Source organism: Pandoraea capi (assembly GCF_902459735.1).
GTDB classification, from domain to species: Bacteria; Pseudomonadota; Gammaproteobacteria; order Burkholderiales; family Burkholderiaceae; genus Pandoraea; species Pandoraea capi.
Genome location: NZ_CABPRV010000012.1, coordinates 163,254 through 180,835 on the forward strand (window position 1 = coordinate 163,254; position 17,582 = coordinate 180,835).

Below are 17,582 nucleotides of genomic sequence, written 5' to 3' on the forward strand. Positions count from 1 at the left end.
TTCATCCAAAGCGCAAATCGTTGGTTCCCCCGGCGTCGTCCGATGCCTCGGATGGGCTCGCCCGCCTGCGTTGCCAGTGCTACGGCTTCTGCGCAACGACACCCACAACAGTCATCAGGCGGTGCACTCAGGCCATCGTTCATACGTCACGTAACACGTACTTTTGGGGGAATGCGTTATGGCGGAAGCCACCACTACACCGCAGCCGACGGCGCTGCCGTAGCCGGTGGCGCGATCACCGAAGCGCTGATGGCAGACGGTATCGGCAAGCTCGCCGCCGTCTACGTCATCAGCCTGTTCGGTTTCGTGATCTGGGTCGGATTGCTGATCTCGTGGCTGTTCTTCCACGGCGTGAAGCCGCCGTTGGCCTGACACTGTGCCACCCTTTACTGATTCGCCGTCTTATTCGAGGAGTCCTATTCGTATGTCCGATCTCAACGAACTGTCGAAAAGCATTGCCGAAATCCCGGAAGAGCCGTTGCTCCCCATCGAAAAGAAACTGATTGCGGGCAGCCTCACGCTCGGCATCGTCTTGCTGATCGTGCTCGGCATCGTGAATCACTTCCTGCCTGTCGCCTCGGTCTGATCACGCTGTTCTGAATCGCCGCCCCGAAACGGTGCATGCAGCACCGTGTTTCGGGGCGGTTTGCTTTTGGGGCTGCCGGCGAGGTGTAGTGAGGTGTACGAAGGGACGATGCTGACAAAAACGCATCACCCGATAATTTAATGTTGCTTTACCGCTGGCGCCGGGTGTCCGAATAATACGCGACCCTCTTTGCGGCTCGCACACGCAGGTCAAAGATCCAGGCTTCGGCCAATAACACTTCGCAGTCGACGAAGAGGGGGATAACAGGTTCCGAAAACATCACCCCCGGAGACAATGATGTCGGAGTTGAATCATTCGCAAGACAAATCCCGTCAGGCGCGTCGCGCCGCCCTCGGCGCCTTCATCGGCACGACCATCGAGTGGTACGACTTTTACGTCTACGGTACCGCTGCCGCATTGATCATCGGCAAACTGTTTTTCCCCTCGGACGATCACCTCGCACAGACGCTGCTCGCGCTCGGCACGTTTGCGTTCGGCTTTTTGCTGCGTCCCATCGGGGCGATCGTCTTCGGGTACATCGGCGACAAGATCAGCCGCAAGTCGTCGCTGCTCATCACTCTGCTGTTGATGGGCGGATCGACGATGTGTATCGGTCTGCTGCCGACGTACCAGTCGATCGGCATCTGGGCGCCGGTACTGCTCGTGCTGCTTCGTCTGGCGCAAGGCCTGTCCGTCGGCGGCGAGTGGGGCGGAGCGGTGCTCGTGGCTTCGGAGGCGGCGCCGCCGCATCGCAAGGCGCTTGCCGCATCGATGGCACAGATGGGCTCGCCGGCCGGTTCGTGCCTCGCGACGTTGACGTTCATGGCCATGAGCGACAACTTCCTGATTAACGGCGGATGGCGAATCCCGTTCCTGCTCAGCGGCGTGCTGCTGATCGTGGGGTTGTTAATCCGCATGACGCTCGAAGAGAATCCGGAGTTCATCGCCGCTCGCGAGCGGCAGAAGAAGATGAAGGAAGCGAGCGCGCCGCTCACCAATGTGCTCCGACAGTTTCCGCTGACGAGCCTTTGTGTGTTCGTCGGTTCGTTTGCCGTGGCGGGTGTTTATTTCCGCAACATCTTTGCGCTGAACTGGGCGACGGGCACGTTGGGCATCGACAAGAGCCTGTTCCTGAGTGCGTTGCTGGCGGGCGCTTTCGTGCAGATTTTCGTCACCCCTTGGCCGCGATGATCGCCGACAGGATTTCCGTACAACGGGCACAGATCATCTTCACGGTGTTGTACCTCGTTTGTGTACCGGTGCCGCTCATCGCGCTGATCAAGGACGGTAGCGCGGTCAGCGTGTTTGCGGGCGTGATTCTCTCGTATGTCGGGCACGGCCTGTATTACGCCACGCTCTCCGGATTCTTTACGACGTTGTATCCGGTCGAGTTGCGTTTCACCGGCATCTCGTTCGGGTATCAGCTCTCCGGTGCCTTGGTGTCGGGCATCGTGCCTTTGGGGGCCGTTGCGCTGGTGAGCGCCTATTCACCGAGCATCCTGCCGATCCAGCTTTTCTACTCGGCGTTGATTCTCGTCAGCCTGGTGGCTGTCTGGTACGGTCCTCGGGTCGCGCGCAGGGAACTGCGTAATCGCCAGTTGCCGGAAGTCTCGTCTGTCCCTGTCATGGACGCGGTGAAAGGGCGCTAACGCGCCGTCCAATCGACGGAAGGCTTGCTATGCGGGGACCGTGGTGAGCCTTCCCATCCCCATTCCTCTCATTTGAAACATATGAAGTTGCGTGATGGGGTTGCTGTGCTCTATCATGTAACTTTAAAAGTTTCTTGTGTGGGGTGATGTCGCTCGATTTCATCCCGTTGCTTAATGGGAGAAATGCGAATGCAGGAACCATTCGAAGTGATCATCGTGGGCGGCAGCTTTGCTGGCCTGTCTGCGGCGATGCAGTTGGCGCGTGCGCGTCGTCGTGTGCTGATGATCGACGCCCGTCTGCCTCGCAACCGCTTTGCACCGCATTCGCACGGTTTCTTTGGACTTGATGGGGTCTCGCCGTCGGAGATCGTCGCGACGGCGACAGCGCAGTTACTGAAGTATCCGACAGTGACAGTGATCGAGGCCGAGGTGCGAAAGGTCTCCGGCGCGCTTGGGTGTTTCCGCGTTGCGCTGGCCGACGGCGCGCAGCGTGAAGCGAGTCGCCTGATTCTCGCAACTGGGGTGAGGGACGTGTTGCCGCCGATACCGGGGATTGAATCGCGATGGGGTGTCGGTGTGTTGCATTGTCCGTATTGTCACGGCTTCGAAGTGGCAGGCCGACGACTGGGCGTGCTGGCGACGCATTCATTGTCGGTGCATCAGGCGATGCTGATCCCTGATTGGGGGCCGACGACGTGGTTCACGCAAGGCATCGTCGAACCCGATGCGCAAGAGGCGGCGCTGCTGACTGCGCGCGGTGTCGTTGTCGAGCGCACGCCGGTGGCCGAGCTGCTTGGCGAGGTGCCGCACATCGAAGCGGTGCGCCTGGTCGATGGCCGCGTTGTGCCTGTCGACGCGTTATTCATCACCCCCCAATCCGCTATGGCGAACGATCTCTCCGTGCAACTCGGTTGTGCGATCGACGAAGGGCCGCTGGGCCCGTTGATTCGTGTGGGCGACTGGAAGGAGACCACTGTGCCGGGCGTCTTTGCCGCGGGCGATGCGTCGAACGCCATGACGAACGCCACGTTCGCGTCAGCGGCAGGCGTGGCGGCGGGCGTTGGTGCGCATCGATCCTTGATCTTTGGTCGCTGAACTCGATCAAGCCCCGGTCAGGTGTCCTGTGCAAGCGATCTGAGCAGCGTCGGCACTTTGTCCTTGCTTGTGCTCTGCACGCGAGAGATGAGGGCGTGGTCCACTCGCTTCAGGCCGTAGGTGCGCGAGATGTCGTCGTGCATACGACGCCAGAGGTGGGTCGTCATTTCCGCATCGACCATGGCCCGGTGGGCACGGCCGGTCTTCGGGAGTGCGAGCAGATCCGCGAGGCTGGAGAGCCGGTGATTCGGTGCGTTCGGATAGAGGCGCCGCGCGGTCAGCATCGTGCAGGCGAACGCATGATCGGCGCGTGTGCCCAGCATGGCGAGTTCGGCTTGCCAGAAGCGTTTGTCGAACCCGGCATTGTGAGCGACGACCGGGCATCGACCGACGAACGCGGCCGCCTCGCGCATCACCTGCGCCACGGGCGGTGCCGACGCGATCATGTCGTTCGTGATGCCGGTCAGTGCTGCGACGTCCGACGGAATGCGCCGTCCGGCGTTCATCAGGCTCTGATAACGGTCGACGATCTGCCCGTCGCGCAGGAGGATAACGGCGATTTCCGTTGCCCGGTCGCCTTGAGTGGGCGAGAGGCCGGTGGTTTCGAAGTCGAGGATCGCTACTGTCTGCATGCCGCTTCTCAAGCGGGGCCGCCGCAATGGCGGCACCGTGGTTCAAGGTCGAAATTTGTTTGCGATTCTACAGCGCTTCTGCCGCCGGTCCGAACTTCGATGGCGCGGGCAAACTCCGCAGAAACTCCACGATTTGTCCATAGCGCCGAGCGCGACGGCATCTACCATCTCCCGGGATATTCGTCGACAACGGTAAATTCGCTCACGTAATGAAAACCCTCAAAGTCCTGTCCCGTGTCACCGCTGCGTTGTTCTGTGCTGCATTTCTGTCCGATGCGTCGGCGTCCACCGTGCCCGTTGCCATGATTGCAGCTAGTCCTGTGAAGGCCGCGCCGGCGAATGTGCCTGCACACTGGACACCTCATGTTTCCGACACCTGGCAATGGCAGCTTCGGGGCAAGATCGATACGTCGTACGACGTGAAGATTTACGACGTCGACCTGTTCGATGTGGACCCGTCGACCATCGATGCGCTCAAGCGCGCGGGCCGCAAGGTCGTGTGCTACTTCTCTGCGGGAAGCTCGGAGGACTGGCGGCCGGATTTCCCGCAGTTCAAGGCGGCGGAGATGGGCAAGCGTCTTCACGAATGGAAGGGCGAGCGCTGGCTGGACATTCGCTCGGAGAACGTTCGGAGGATCGTTAAGCAGCGCCTGGACCGGGCGGCGGCGAAGGGGTGTGACGGTGTCGAGCCCGATAACGTCGACGGTTATGCGAACGACACGGGGTTTTCGCTGACGGCGCGCGATCAGCTCGACTTCAACACCTTCATTGCCAATGAAGCCCATTGGCGAGAGCTCGCCGTCGGACTCAAGAACGACGTGGGCCAACTCGCCGCGCTTGAGCCGTGGTTCGATTTCGCCGTCAACGAGGAGTGCAACGGGCACAAGGAGTGCGAGGGCTATGCCGTCTTCACGGCGAAGAACAAGCCAGTGCTCAATGCGGAGTATTGGCTGCCGTATCGAACGCCGGCATTGCAACGCACGCTGTGCGACGCGGCGAGCCAGTCCAATTTGCGCACGCTGGTGCTGGCCAGGGAACTCGATAACAGCTATCGATTTAGTTGCGACGGCCGTTGATGCATCTCTGTGATCAATAAAAAAACGCCGCTAGCCATTGGCCAGCGGCGCTTTTTTTTCATCAGGCTACGGCGTAACGATCACGCCGCAGTCCGACAGCACACTTAGATCTGCACCGTGTCGGCGACTTCCTTGAAGTCTTCGATCTGGTCGAAGTTCATGTACTTGTAGATCTTGTCGCCGTTGCTGGCGAGCACACCCATGTCGGCCATGTACTCTTCCTTGGTCGGGATCTTGCCCAGACGCGAGCAGATCGCTGCCAGTTCCGCCGAGCCGAGGTACACGTTCGTGTTCTTGCCCAGACGGTTCGGGAAGTTACGGGTCGACGTCGACATGACCGTGGCGCCCTCGCGCACTTGTGCCTGGTTACCCATGCACAGCGAGCAGCCCGGCATTTCGGTGCGGGCACCGGCCGTGCCGAACACGCCGTAGTGACCTTCTTCCGTCAGTTGCTTCTGGTCCATCTTGGTCGGCGGCGCGACCCACAGCTTGACCGGAATGTCGCGCTTGCCTTCGAGCAGCTTGGACGCAGCACGGAAGTGACCGATGTTTGTCATGCACGAACCGATGAACACTTCGTCGATCGTGGCGCCGGCAACGTCGGAGAGCGTCTTCACGTCGTCCGGGTCGTTCGGGCAGGCAACGATCGGCTCATGGATGTCCGCCAGATCGATTTCGATGACAGCGGCGTACTCGGCGTCGGCATCCGGCGACAGCAGTTGCGGGTCGGCCAGCCATTGCTCCATCGCCGCGATACGGCGTTGCAGGCTGCGCGGATCCTGATAACCCTGCGCAATCATCCACTTGAGCAGCGTGACGTTGCTGTTCAGGTACTCGATGATCGGGTCCTTGTTCAGGTGCACCGTGCAACCGGCAGCCGAACGCTCGGCGGAGGCATCCGACAGTTCGAAGGCTTGCTCGACCTTCAGGTCGGGCAGGCCTTCGATTTCCAGAATGCGGCCCGAGAAGATGTTCTTCTTGCCTTGCTTGGCGACCGTCAGCATGCCTTGCTTGATGGCGTACAGCGGGATCGCGTTGACGAGGTCACGCAGCGTGACGCCCGGCTGCATCTTGCCCTTGAAGCGGACCAGCACCGATTCCGGCATGTCCAGCGGCATCGTGCCGGTGGCGGCGGCGAAGGCGACCAGACCCGAACCTGCCGGGAAGCTGATGCCGATCGGGAAGCGGGTGTGCGAGTCGCCGCCGGTGCCCACGGTGTCGGGCAGCAGCATGCGGTTCAGCCACGAGTGGATCACGCCGTCGCCCGGACGCAGGGCGATGCCGCCGCGGTTGCTGATGAAGTTCGGCAGCGTCTGGTGCGTCTTCACGTCCACCGGCTTCGGATAAGCGGCGGTGTGGCAGAACGACTGCATGACGAGGTCGGCCGAGAAGCCGAGGCAGGCCAGATCCTTGAGTTCGTCGCGGGTCATCGGGCCGGTGGTGTCCTGCGAGCCGACCGAGGTCATCTTCGGTTCGCAGTACGTGCCAGGGCGAATGCCCTGACCTTCCGGCAGACCGCAGGCGCGACCGACCATCTTCTGTGCCAGCGAGAAGCCACGGCCGTTGTCGGCCGGTTGCTGCGGCAGGCGGAACAGCGTCGAGGGGGCGAGGCCGAGGGCTTCGCGTGCCTTGGACGTCAGGCCACGACCGATGATCAGCGGAATACGGCCGCCAGCGCGCACTTCGTCGAACAGCACGTCGGACTTGACCTGGAATTCGGCGATCACGGCGCCGTTCTTCAAGGCCTTGCCTTCGTACGGACGCAGTTCGACCACGTCACCCATTTCCATCTGCGACACGTCGAGTTCGATCGGCAGGGCGCCGGCGTCTTCCATCGTGTTGTAGAAAATCGGAGCGATCTTGCTGCCCAGACACACGCCGCCGAAGCGCTTGTTCGGAATGAAGGGGATGTCTTCGCCCGTGAACCACAGCACCGAGTTGGTGGCCGACTTGCGCGACGAACCCGTGCCGACCACGTCGCCGACGTAGGCGACCAGATGGCCCTTTTCCTTGAGCGATTCGATGAACTTGATCGGGCCGCGCTTGCCGTCTTCTTCCGGCGTGATGCCGGGACGCGCGTTCTTGAGCATGGCCAGCGCGTGCATGGGGATGTCCGGGCGGGTCGTGGCGTCCGGTGCCGGCGACAGATCGTCGGTGTTGGTTTCGCCCGTGACCTTGAACACGGTGATGGTCAGGCTTTCCGGCACTTCCGGACGGCTCGTGAACCATTCGGCGTCCGCCCAGCTTTGCAGCACGGCCTTCGCGTTGGCGTTGCCCTTGTCGGCGAGTTCCTTGACGTCATGGAACTGGTCGAACATCAGCAGGGTTTTCTTGAGCGCATCGGCCGCGACGGCGCCGACTTCGGCGTCCGGCAGCAGTTCGATCAGCGGCGCGATGTTGTAACCGCCCAGCATCGTGCCGAGCAGTTCGGTGGCGCGTGCACGCGAGATCAGCGCGCAAGCCGTTTCGCCCTTGGCGACGGCGGCCAGGAAACCGGCCTTCACGCGGGCGGCTTCGTCCACGCCGGCGGGCACACGGTTCGTGATGAGGTCAAGCAGGGTTTGTTCTTCGCCGGCCGGCGGATTCGTCAGCAACTCGACCAGTTCGGCGGTCTGCTGGGCCGTCAGCGGCAGGGGCGGGATACCAAGCGCGGCGCGAGCGGCCACGTGAGCACGATAGTTTTCAAGCATGAGGAGACCTGCTGATGTTGCGTTTCGGGGGAGGTTTTGAGGCCTCCAAGGCTCGTTCCAGTACTGCTTTTGGCGAGATTTTAGTCCCTATGGCAGGTAAGGTCAAATGTCTTATGTCTTATATAAGACTTAAAAGCGACAAGGCGGTCGATGCGGTATCGGGCGACGGCATGCGGTGCTGGTGAGCCGGGTTGCCGGTTCGGGCGCAGCGCCTATCGGTTAAGCGGCGAATTCAGGCGAAATACTGACCGGGCGTGCGCCCGAGCGACTTGCGGAACATTTCGATGAAGCCGGTCGTGCTCTCGTAGCCGAGTTCGTTGGCCACCGCCGAGACCGCGCGGCCTTCGGCCAGTCGGTAGAGCGCTTCCTGCAGGCGGACATGTCGCCGCCATTCGTCGAATGTGAGGTTGAGTTCGCGCGTGAACAGGCGCGACAGCGTGCGGGCGCTCGCCCCGACATGATCGCCCCATTCCTGCAAGGTGCGATTGTCCGACGGCTCGCGCAGAAACTCGGTGCACAGTCGCGCGAGGCGGCGCTCGCGGGGAATCTCCAGCGAAAGCGGCATTTCGTCGATGAATTCGAGTTCGTCGCGAATGATCTCGAAGAACTTGTCGACGTGGCGTTTGCGCAGCAACGGTTCTTCGGTGGAAGCGGCGCGCAGGATCAGTTCGCGCATGAGGTTCGAGACGACCAGCGGTTCGCACGTCTTGGGCAGATCGGCGACCGCGTGCGGAGAGATCAGCAGATTATGCATGCCGAACGAGGCCCGCCCCCGCACAGCGTGCAAGGTCATCGGCGGAATCCAGACGGCGCGCTGCGGGGGCACGACCCACGTGCCGCGCGGGGTGTCGACGCACATGATGCCGTCGCCGCCGAAGAGCACCTGACCGTAGGGATGCACGTGCGGCTCGACGCCGCCGCCTGACGGGAACTCGAACGCGAGCCCCACCATGGGGGCTGGCGAGATGCGGGACTCGAAGAACTCGACATCCTGCGCGGTAATGATCCGGGTCTGCATGACTTGCCCCATGGCCGAAAGGGAGAGAGATGCCCGTTTCATTTTTTCTCGAACCCTCAACGCTGGACATGGGGGTAAACATGGGGATGGCGGGGTGAAGCGAGGTCAAGCGAGGTCAAGCAGGGTGACGCGAGATAAAGCACGCAACGCGGGAAATGGCGAGTTTATGCAAATGGCGAATCAGGGCCAGGTCAGGTGAGACGGGCGGTCCCGCGCCGGCGGGCCGCCCGGTGAGTCGTTGCGGGCCTATTCGAGCGGCTGGCCGCGGGTTTCGGGCATGCGCAATACTGCTACGACCGTGAGCAGGTTGAGCGCGATCAGGTAGGCGGCGAACCATCCCAGATGGCCGTGATCCGCGAGCCAGTTTTGCAGATAGGGGGCTGTGCCGCCAAAGATCGCCACCGTCAGCGAGTAGGGGATGGCTACGCCCGTGGCGCGAATGCGCGTTGGGAACAGCTCGGCGTAGACGGCCGGGGCGATGGCGGTCCATGCGGCGAGCACGACCAGCCCGCCGCAGATGGCAAGCGTCAACCGGGCAAACGAGTTATCGATGAGCAGCAGCAACGGCACGATGACGAGCGCCGAGCCCCCCGCGCCCAGCAACAGGTTGGGCTTGCGGCCGATGCGGTCCGAGAGCGCCCCCCACAGCGGTTGTACCGCCATATAGACCAGACACCCGATGGTGAGCGCCCACAACCCCTGCCGGGCGTCGACTCCCTTGAAATGGGTGCCGAACGTGATCGCCCCCGACATCCAGGTATTGAACGTGAGCGTGGGCCCGGCGGTCAGCGCAATGATCCGCAGCACCGACGTGCGGTGTTCCCAGATGGCCTGCACCATCGTTTGCTCGTGCGTGCCCGAGCGCGCGTCATGTTGTTCCTGCTCGAAGGCCGACGTCTCCTTGAGTCTGCCTCGCAGGAAGAGCGCATACACGCCGAGCGCCGCGCCGAAGAAGAACGGGATCCGCCAGCCGTAGCGGGTCATCTCGTCTGCGGAAAAGACTTCCGTGAGGATGAGTCCGACCGCAGTGGCCAGCAGCGAGCCGCCGGTAATCGCAATGAACATGCTGCTCGACCAGAGTCCCCGACGTTGGACGGGGGCGCTTTCCACGAGGAACGTGAACGAAGCGCCGATTTCGCCGCCCAGGCCGAAGCCTTGCAGCAGACGGCCGAAAACGAGCAGGGCGGGCGCCATGACGCCGATCGACGCGTACGTGGGCGCGACGGCGATCACGAGACAGCCGGCGGCCGTCACGGCCATCGAGGCGACCATGGCGAGGCGTCGTCCCCGGCGATCCGACAGCCAGCCGAAATAAATGCCGCCGATCGGGCGCAGCAGAAAGCCGACGGCGAAGACGGCCAGTGTCGAGAGGAAGGCGGCGGTCGGGTCCTCCGCGTGGAAGAACTGGGTCGAGAAGTAGCGGGAAAAGAGCACGAACGACGCAAAGTCGTACCACTCCAGCGCGTTGCCGATACCCGCGCCCAGAATGACCGATTTCGCGGGCGACGCACGTTCGTTGTGCGGCACGGCTCGCAGGGTCGCATCCATGGTGTTGTCTCCTGTTGGCTGATCGTTGTCGTAGGGGATTGAAGGCCCACCTCAACGTACCGCTTCCCGGGCATGGCGGACACCGCTGCCGGGACAACACATATCGCAAAGCGGACAAAACCAACGCTTTCGATGCTTCCCGTCCTCCTGCACTTCAAGCACATCCAGCGCTTCAATCGCTTCAACCGCCGCCGTCACCTTGGCCGGATTGGTGGACCGCGTGTCCCGATGGCTGCATTGCCCCAGCGCGCGGCTGCCGACAATGAAGGTATTGCGGTTCACTACCAGCCCAAGGAGGGCGCTGCTCCGATGAGAGTGATCGAGTGCGATGTCGTGGTTGTGGGCGGGGGAGGCGCCGGCACCTATGCGGCGCTGCGTCTGCACGCCCTGGGTCTGAAGCCAATGCTGATCTCCAAAGGGCTCGTAGGCAAGAGCGGCGCGTCGATCATGGCCGGCGCCGTGATCGTCGGCTCGAAGATGCTGGGCGGTACCGAGGAGAACGCGGCCAGCTCGCTCGAATTCTTTGCCAAGTACTACAGTCACTTTCTCGTCGATCAGTCTTATCTGGCGGCGGCGGGGCAGTGGATCGAGAACACGTTCTATCCGGAGATGGAGTCGCTCGGCTTGCTGTTCTCGCGCGACGACAACGGCAATATCGCCATGAGCCATTCGCCGGTGCGGTGGGCCGTTGCGCCCATGCAGGGGCAGACCGGCATTCTGCTCATGGATATCCGGCGCAAGCAGTTGCAGGCGCTGGGCATTCCGATTCATGAAGAGTGCGTGGTCACCTCGCTGCTACGCAATGCGAATGGCGACGTTTGCGGGCTGGTGGCCCTCGACTACGTGCGTGGCGAGTTGTTCGCCGTGCAGGCCAAGGCCGTCGTCATGGCGACGGGGCATGCCGACCGGCTGGTGCGTCGCTCGACCGGCACGCGCGAGCAGACCGGCGACGGCATTGCGCTGGCGCTGCGCGCCGGCGCCGAGATGACCAATCTGGAGATGCAGTTCTGGCACATCAGCGACTTTGCGAATCCGCCGACGTGGCAGCGTCTGCACATCTATCCGAATCCGCTGGTGGGCACCGATCAGAGTTCGCGCGTGTACAACGCGCAGGGCGAGTGCTTTTTCGAACAGTCGCGCGATGCGCCGGCCGCGCTCGCCCCCTACACGCTTCAGGTCAAGCGGCTCACGCAACAGGTGCTGGCAGGAAAGGCGCGCTTTAGCGGCGGGTATTTCACGTCGTACAGCCACGTCGATGCCGATGTGCTGCGGCGCTATCAATATGCAGGCTCGGCGTTCGAGAAGCTGGGGCTCGACATCACGCGAGACAAGGTTGAAGCACGCACGACCATGCACTACCGGCAAGGCGGGATCGAGTCCGATCCGCACTCAATGCGCACGAGCGTTGCGGGGTTGTGGGTGGCCGGAGGCGTGGGGGCGCATGTCACTGGCAGTCTGGCCGTCGCGATCTACGACGGGGGGCTCGCCGCAGAGTCGGTCGCCGGCAATCTGCCGACCGGACACCGTCACGACGAATTCACTGCGCAGCAAATCCGCGACGAGGCGCACCGGGTGGAGGGACTTCGGGTCGGGGCCAGCGCAGGCGGCAGCGCCGCACAGGCGGCGGGTCAACCGGGCATCGCGCCCATGCACGTCAAGACGGCCATCTGGGACGTGATGGGCGAGGCGTACGGCCTCATCAAGAGCGGACAGACGATGCGCGACGGACTGGCGCAGCTCGATGCGCTTCGCAAGCGCGAGTTGCCGCGCATGACGCCGCCGAGTGCCTCGCGCTGCTTCAACACTGCGTGGCTCGACGCACTGGACGTGCACAACCTGATCGACGTCTGCGACGTCACGCTGCGCAGCGCGCTGCGGCGCGAGGAGAGTCGCGGCAGCTTCTATCGCACCGACTTCCCTTACGTCGACAACACCGAGTGGCAGTGCAAGAACATCGTGGCGCGCGACGGCGCTGATTACCGGTTCCGCAAAGCGTCGTATCCGGCGGGCACGATTGCCCCCGACTTCGCGCGGCAGGAGTACTTCAGCGTGCCGTGGTGAGCCGGACCCAATCATTCTTACCGAGGGGACACATGTATTCGGACGTCAGGCAATTTCAGGGAGAAGTTGGCAAGACCGGCGGCAAATGCGACGGCAATTGCAGTGGCAGCGAGCTGACTATGGTGACGCTGCACGTCTCGCGTTTCGATCCGCAGACGGATGCTGCGCCGTACGTACAGACCTTTCAGGTGCCGCACGTGCCGCACATGCGCATTATCGATGCGCTGAACTATGTGCAGGAAACGCTCGGCGTCGACATCGGCTACCGCTGGTATTGCGGTACCAAGAAGTGCGGCACTTGCGCGGTGCGCATGAATGGCAAGGAAGTGCTCGCCTGCTGGGAGGCGGCCGAGGCGGAGATGTCTCTTGAACCGCTGCGGCACTTGCCGCGCATTCGGGATCTCGCGGTGGATCGTGGGCCGGCCGAGGCGAAGCTGGTGTCGCTGCAAACCTGGCTTCAACGCGCGCGTCCGTATGGCGGCTTTCCGGAGCCGGTCGATGCGGCCAACGCGGCGAGCCTCAGATCGACGATGGATTGCCTGAGCTGTCTCGCGTGCTATTCGGCGTGCCCCGTGCTCGATTTCCCGGACGAAATCGCGTTCGCGGGACCGGCCCCGCTGGTGCACCTCGCTCGCGTGGCGCTCGACGCTCGCGACGACGCCTCGCGTGTGTCGACGATTCTGAAAGAGGCGCACGTGCACCACTGCGTGAGCTGTTACCAGTGCGAGGCGGTGTGCCCCGCGCATATTCCGATCGTCAGCGCGGCCATCGAGCCGCTCAAGCGCATGGCTTACGCGAGCGATCCGCAGGCGTCATCGCACACGCGCACGTTCATGGAGATCGTTTCGCGACGGGGGCGCATCGAGCCCATGCTGCTCGTGCTGGGCACGCGCGGCTGGCGTGCGGTGTTGCAACGTCCGGCGCGCACGCTCAGGTTACTGCTGCGCGGCAAGGTCCGCCCGATGGCGGCGCTGCTTCGCAGGCCGGTGGCGGGCATCGAAAAGATCCGGCAAATCTTCTTCCGTTGAGGGATGGTCATGCGAATTGCTTTTTATCCGGGGTGCAGCGCCCGAACGACGTGCGGCGAGTTGCTGCTGGCGACGCAAGCGGTAGCCGATCGTCTCGACATCGAGCTGGTCGCGCTGAGTTCTGCGACGTGTACCGGCAGTCGTGAGATTCGCGCCGCCGATGTCGAGCGTTTCGTGGCGCTCAACGTGCGCATCATCGCGATGGCCGAGGCGCAGGGGCTGGATCTGATGACGATCTGCAACACCTGCACGTTGAATCTGATCGAAGCGAAGCAGCGGGTGGACGACGACCCCGCATTGCGCGAGCGTGTGAATGCCAGGCTGGCGCAGGAGGGGCTCACGTACCGGGGCACGGCGCGCATCACGCATTTTCTCTGGTATCTGCTCGAAGCGGTCGGCGAGGCGAGGCTGCGTTCGTTGGTCAGAACGCCGCTGAGCGAGCATCGGATCGCGGCGTTCTACGGTTGTCATATCGTGCGCCCGCCCTCGCTGTATGGCGATACCGACGCGCGGGAGGTGCGCTCGATCGAGACGCTGGTGCAGATTCTCGGGTGCTCGACCGTCGAGTATTCCGGCAGAACGTCGTGCTGCGGCTTTCACTGCTCAGCCCAGAGCGACGTGATCCCCGTCAAGCTGAGCGGCCGTCATGTGGCCTCAGCCAAGGCCGCAGGGGCCGAGGCGATCGTGACGCCATGCCCGCTGTGCCATACGGTGCTCGATACCTATCAGGACGACATGGCAAAGGATCTGGGCCAGTCGCTGGACCTCCCGGTGCTGCATTTGCCGCAATTGGTCGGGCTCGCCCTGGGGCTCGACGCCGAGGCGCTCGGGCTGGGACGGCACGTGGTGCCGGTAAAGCCGATTCGATGGGCGCGTGAGCAGGCGTCATAACCCCGGGCCGTCCCCGGCCGCTCGGCGGGCTACGGAGATTTCGTCATGGGATGTAACCGGCGGGAAGGCTGGAACGAACTGAGTCTTACTTTGCCTTTCCTGCCGCCCGCGCGGCATCCCCATGACATCGACTCACCATTTTTCCTGCACGATGTGCGGCAAGTGTTGCCATGATCTGCGATTGCCCGTCGATACCGGCGAGGCGCTGCAATGGATCCGCAACGGCGGCGAGGTGCAGGTGCTGTGCGAGGCGATTCCGTGGCCGGCAGACCCGGAGAACCTCGACGGGATGGCCGGGTACAAGCGCGAGCGGTCCGTTGCTGCGATCAGCGGCGGGTTGCCGGTGCGCGTGGTGATTACGCTGGTGGCGGCGTTCGAGGGGGCGTGTCCGCATCTTGAGCCCGATATGAAGTGCGGCGCGTACGAGGTGCGTCCACGCGTCTGTCGCATCTATCCGGCAGAGGTGAATCCGTTCGTGCCGTTCGTACCGATGGAGAAGGCGTGCCCGCCGCAGGCGTGGGCGCCGTCGATGCCGCGCCTGATGACCGACGGGACACTGGTCGATGCGCCGACGGCGGCGCTGGTGGTGCGCTCGCGTCAGGCGAGCGTAGAGGACATGGGGCGCAAGGCCTGGTTGTGCCATCGTCTCGGCGTGTTCGTAGCGTCGCTGGCGAACGAGGGCTTCGCGGTGCATACGCCGCCCTCGCACGCGTTGGAGTCGGCACTCGTCGAAGTGCAGGGGATGGGCATCGACGCCGATTCGATCCATCAGGAATGGATCTTCCTGACGAACCGGTCGCCCACGCGGGATGTCCTTCAGGCCGCCGGGGCGCTGGCTGTGCTGCCGGGCGACGGTCTGCCGGACACCATCGGCTATCTGCCGTTTCATCCGGCGGGGTGATCCGCCGGACGATATTTTTCTCAGGCGATGTAACCGGGGGAGGTTTTCCAGCGAACTTACCGAATTGTGGCGTTATAAGATTCCGGCTGATTTCCGGCTGACGTCGGGTGTGAGCGACCGCTCGCCTGGCGGTGGCCGTGGCGTTGAGGTCGATGCATGCGATATGTCCGATATGCACGACCGGCGACGTCGCAAGTTCGCCCCTGTCGGGCGGCCATGGACCGGGAATCGACGCATGCCGTGATTCTGGAGGCTGGACCTTGTATTCCGCAGAGCCGCGCCTGAAAGCCCTGTTTGCCAGCGGGCTTTCCGGTAATTCGGCCGACTATCGCTCGTTCCTCATCGAGCTGACCCGACACTTGCGTGGCTATCTCCGCAAGCGGATTCCGCATTTTCGCGACGATACGGAGGATCTCGTTCAGGAGATCCTGCTGGCCGTGCACAACGCCCGTCATACGTTCCGCCCGGACGAGCCTTTGACGGCGTGGGTCCATGCGATCGCCCGCTACAAGCTGATGGACTTCTTTCGCGCCCATTCGAGACGCGACGCCCTGCATGAACCACTGGACGGCGACGAGGACATCTTCGCGTATGCCGACGATGAGCCAGCGGAGGCGCGGCGTGACATTGGCGCGCTGCTCGCGCGGTTACCGGACAAGCAGCGGTTGTCGATCGAGCATGTGAAGTTGCAGGGGCTGTCGGTGGCGGAGGCCGCGCATCTGACAGGATTGAGCGAGTCGGCGGTAAAGGTCAGCATCCATCGCGGGCTGAAGGCGCTGGCGGCATTGGTGAGGGGCGCGATATGAGAACGGATGAATTCGTGAACCTCCTCGCGGCAGGGGAGTCGCCTGTGCCGCGCGGTGTGGCGGCCCGACGGTTTTCCGTGGCGATTGCCGTTGCGCTGGTGGGCGGGGCGGTGCTGATGCTGGCGCTCTACGGGATTCGGCCGGACATCGGTCTGGTGGCCTGGACGCCGATTTTCTGGGCGAAGGTGGCGTTCCCGATGAGTCTGGCCGTCGGCGCGGCGATTGCCGTCGGCCGACTTGCGCGACCGGCAGCGCGTGTGGGCATGGGGCTGCCGTTGATGAGCGCGCCGGTGCTCGTCGTCTGGCTGGCTGCCGCAGCGGTGGTGGCGACGGCGGTGCCGGAGGCGCGCCTTGGCCTGCTCCTCGGGCAGACGTGGCGCTCGTGCCCGTTCAACATCCTGCTGCTGTCGACGCCGGGCTTCGTCGCCATGATCTGGGCGATGCGAGGGCTGGCGCCGACGCGCCCGCGTCGGGCGGGCGCTGCGGCGGGATTGCTGGCGAGCGCCATCGGCACGTTGGTCTATTGCCTGCATTGCCCGGAGATGAGCCCGGCGTTCTGGGGCCTGTGGTACGTGCTCGGCCTGTCGCTGCCCACGCTCATCGGTGCGCTGCTCGGGCCGAGGTTGCTGCGTTGGTGAGGGAGGCACCGGTCAACACCCGTCAACGTGCATTGGCGCGAGGCTTGAGCAAACCCGACAGCCCGACGCGATGCAGCATTTCGGCACGAAGGCGATCGAGTACGGTGAAGCCGACGTCCGCACCGTCTTCCGACGGATCGATATGCACGCGAAACGGACGTTTGCCGAACGCGGTGTCGACCACTTTTACGATGGCGTCGGCCACGAGGCTGGCGTCGGCGTCTTCGGGCACGATCTCGGCGAAGGCCTTCTGGACTTGTTCGCCGAACCCGGCATAGGGGCCGGCTTCGTATTCGGCAACGCGCGCCTGATCGGCTGGCGTCGTCGAATGGGCGAAGTGGTTTGTCCCGTGGGTGAAGGCGCCCGGCACGATGATCGATGTCTCGATGCCCCAGCGAGAGAGTTCACGGGCGTACTGCACGGCAATCGCATCCATGGCCGCCTTCGCCCCGAAATACGGCGCCAGATAGGGCGGCGTGCCACCGGCAGAACTGCTGCTGGACACCCAGACCAGCAGCCCCTGACCCTGCGCGCGCAGTTGCGGCAGCACGGCGCGGTTGACCCGCTGGGCGCTCAGGACATTGACGTCATAGAGTTGCGCGTACTGCTCCGGCGTGAACGCCTCGGCTGGGCCGAACACCATGTGACCGGCGTTGTGCATCACGACGTCGATGCGGCCGGTGTCGGCGATGACCTGGGCGACGGCGGCGTCCACCGAGGCCTGGGATTGCACGTCCATGTCGACGGTGCGCAGGTCTGCGCCGTTGCGCTTCGCAAAGTCGGCCATCTGCTCGACGACCGGGGCGTTCCGGCCTGTCGTGTTGCGCATCGATGCGTAGACGGTGTGGCCGGCCCGGGCGAGCGCTTCAGCGCTAAGGCGGCCGAAGCCGCTCGATGCGCCCGTAATGAGGATGATCTTGCTCATGGTGATTCTCCTTGGCTGATTAGGTAGTCGGTGACGAG

17 protein-coding genes are annotated in these 17,582 nt (G+C 63.5%); 12 read left to right on the forward strand and 5 right to left on the reverse strand.

Features of this window, described 5'->3' with window-relative positions; translation table 11 throughout:
• Positions 1-171 precede the first annotated feature (171 nt).
• The 5 genes from PCA20602_RS21805 to PCA20602_RS21820 all read left to right on the forward strand — a co-directional run bounded on the left by PCA20602_RS21805 (position 172) and on the right by PCA20602_RS21820 (position 3,330).
• The gene (locus PCA20602_RS21805; RefSeq protein WP_150722974.1) at positions 172-372 is read left to right on the forward strand and encodes a hypothetical protein; all 201 of its coding nucleotides are present in this window, start codon (positions 172-174) and stop codon (positions 370-372) included.
• 52 nt (positions 373-424) lie between these two features.
• Positions 425-586 carry a hypothetical protein gene (locus PCA20602_RS25745; RefSeq protein WP_174981417.1) on the forward strand — a complete coding sequence of 54 codons (162 nt, stop codon included), beginning with the start codon at positions 425-427 and terminating at the stop codon, positions 584-586.
• A 297-nt stretch (positions 587-883) separates the two neighbouring features.
• Positions 884-1,777: an MFS transporter gene (locus PCA20602_RS21810; RefSeq protein WP_174981420.1), complete on the forward strand. Its 894-nt coding sequence runs from the start codon at positions 884-886 to the stop codon at positions 1,775-1,777.
• The gene (locus tag PCA20602_RS21815) at positions 1,765-2,235 is read left to right on the forward strand and encodes an MFS transporter (protein WP_150722976.1); all 471 of its coding nucleotides are present in this window, start codon (positions 1,765-1,767) and stop codon (positions 2,233-2,235) included. Before PCA20602_RS21810 ends, PCA20602_RS21815 begins: the two co-directional genes overlap by 13 nt.
• Positions 2,236-2,424: 189 nt before the next feature.
• Positions 2,425-3,330: an NAD(P)/FAD-dependent oxidoreductase gene (locus tag PCA20602_RS21820; protein ID WP_150722977.1), complete on the forward strand. Its 906-nt coding sequence runs from the start codon at positions 2,425-2,427 to the stop codon at positions 3,328-3,330.
• Positions 3,331-3,347: 17 nt separating this feature from the next.
• Here the strand turns inward: PCA20602_RS21820 and PCA20602_RS21825 are convergent, their stop codons facing one another.
• On the reverse strand, positions 3,348-3,962 hold the full coding sequence (locus tag PCA20602_RS21825) for a 3'-5' exonuclease (RefSeq protein WP_150722978.1): 615 nt from the start codon (positions 3,960-3,962) through the stop codon (positions 3,348-3,350).
• 209 nt (positions 3,963-4,171) lie between these two features.
• Between PCA20602_RS21825 and PCA20602_RS21830 the strand changes: the two genes are divergently transcribed.
• On the forward strand, positions 4,172-5,038 hold the full coding sequence (locus PCA20602_RS21830; RefSeq protein WP_150722979.1) for an endo alpha-1,4 polygalactosaminidase: 867 nt from the start codon (positions 4,172-4,174) through the stop codon (positions 5,036-5,038).
• Positions 5,039-5,142: 104 nt separating this feature from the next.
• Here PCA20602_RS21830 and acnB read toward each other — a convergent pair whose 3' ends face one another.
• The 3 genes from acnB to PCA20602_RS21845 all read right to left on the reverse strand — a co-directional run bounded on the left by acnB (position 5,143) and on the right by PCA20602_RS21845 (position 10,294).
• Positions 5,143-7,728, reverse strand: a complete 2,586-nt coding sequence (gene acnB / locus PCA20602_RS21835; RefSeq protein ID WP_069341267.1) for a bifunctional aconitate hydratase 2/2-methylisocitrate dehydratase — start codon at positions 7,726-7,728, stop codon at positions 5,143-5,145.
• A 232-nt stretch (positions 7,729-7,960) separates the two neighbouring features.
• On the reverse strand, positions 7,961-8,788 hold the full coding sequence (locus PCA20602_RS21840; RefSeq protein ID WP_150722980.1) for an AraC family transcriptional regulator: 828 nt from the start codon (positions 8,786-8,788) through the stop codon (positions 7,961-7,963).
• Positions 8,789-8,992: 204 nt separating this feature from the next.
• Positions 8,993-10,294, reverse strand: a complete 1,302-nt coding sequence (locus PCA20602_RS21845; RefSeq protein WP_150722981.1) for an MFS transporter — start codon at positions 10,292-10,294, stop codon at positions 8,993-8,995.
• 132 nt (positions 10,295-10,426) lie between these two features.
• Between PCA20602_RS21845 and PCA20602_RS21850 the strand changes: the two genes are divergently transcribed.
• The 6 genes from PCA20602_RS21850 (at position 10,427) to PCA20602_RS21875 (ending at position 16,619) form a co-directional block, all read left to right on the forward strand.
• Complete coding sequence (locus PCA20602_RS21850) at positions 10,427-12,355, forward strand: FAD-binding protein (RefSeq protein ID WP_174981423.1); 1,929 nt, start codon at positions 10,427-10,429, stop codon at positions 12,353-12,355.
• A gap of 119 nt (positions 12,356-12,474) precedes the next feature.
• A complete protein-coding gene (locus tag PCA20602_RS21855; RefSeq protein WP_174981426.1) occupies positions 12,475-13,383 on the forward strand; it encodes a 2Fe-2S iron-sulfur cluster-binding protein in 909 nt (302 codons plus the stop codon).
• Between the two features lie 9 nt (positions 13,384-13,392).
• Positions 13,393-14,274, forward strand: a complete 882-nt coding sequence (locus PCA20602_RS21860) for a CoB--CoM heterodisulfide reductase iron-sulfur subunit B family protein (protein ID WP_174981428.1) — start codon at positions 13,393-13,395, stop codon at positions 14,272-14,274.
• 121 nt (positions 14,275-14,395) lie between these two features.
• On the forward strand, positions 14,396-15,175 hold the full coding sequence (locus PCA20602_RS21865) for a YkgJ family cysteine cluster protein (RefSeq protein ID WP_150722985.1): 780 nt from the start codon (positions 14,396-14,398) through the stop codon (positions 15,173-15,175).
• A gap of 260 nt (positions 15,176-15,435) precedes the next feature.
• On the forward strand, positions 15,436-15,981 hold the full coding sequence (locus PCA20602_RS21870; RefSeq protein ID WP_281354669.1) for a sigma-70 family RNA polymerase sigma factor: 546 nt from the start codon (positions 15,436-15,438) through the stop codon (positions 15,979-15,981).
• The gene (locus tag PCA20602_RS21875; RefSeq protein WP_150722987.1) at positions 15,978-16,619 is read left to right on the forward strand and encodes a DUF1109 domain-containing protein; all 642 of its coding nucleotides are present in this window, start codon (positions 15,978-15,980) and stop codon (positions 16,617-16,619) included. The genes PCA20602_RS21870 and PCA20602_RS21875 overlap by 4 nt, the downstream gene beginning before the upstream one ends.
• 22 nt (positions 16,620-16,641) lie before the next feature.
• Here PCA20602_RS21875 and PCA20602_RS21880 read toward each other — a convergent pair whose 3' ends face one another.
• On the reverse strand, positions 16,642-17,544 hold the full coding sequence (locus PCA20602_RS21880; RefSeq protein ID WP_150722988.1) for an SDR family oxidoreductase: 903 nt from the start codon (positions 17,542-17,544) through the stop codon (positions 16,642-16,644).
• Positions 17,545-17,582: the final 38 nt, after the last annotated feature.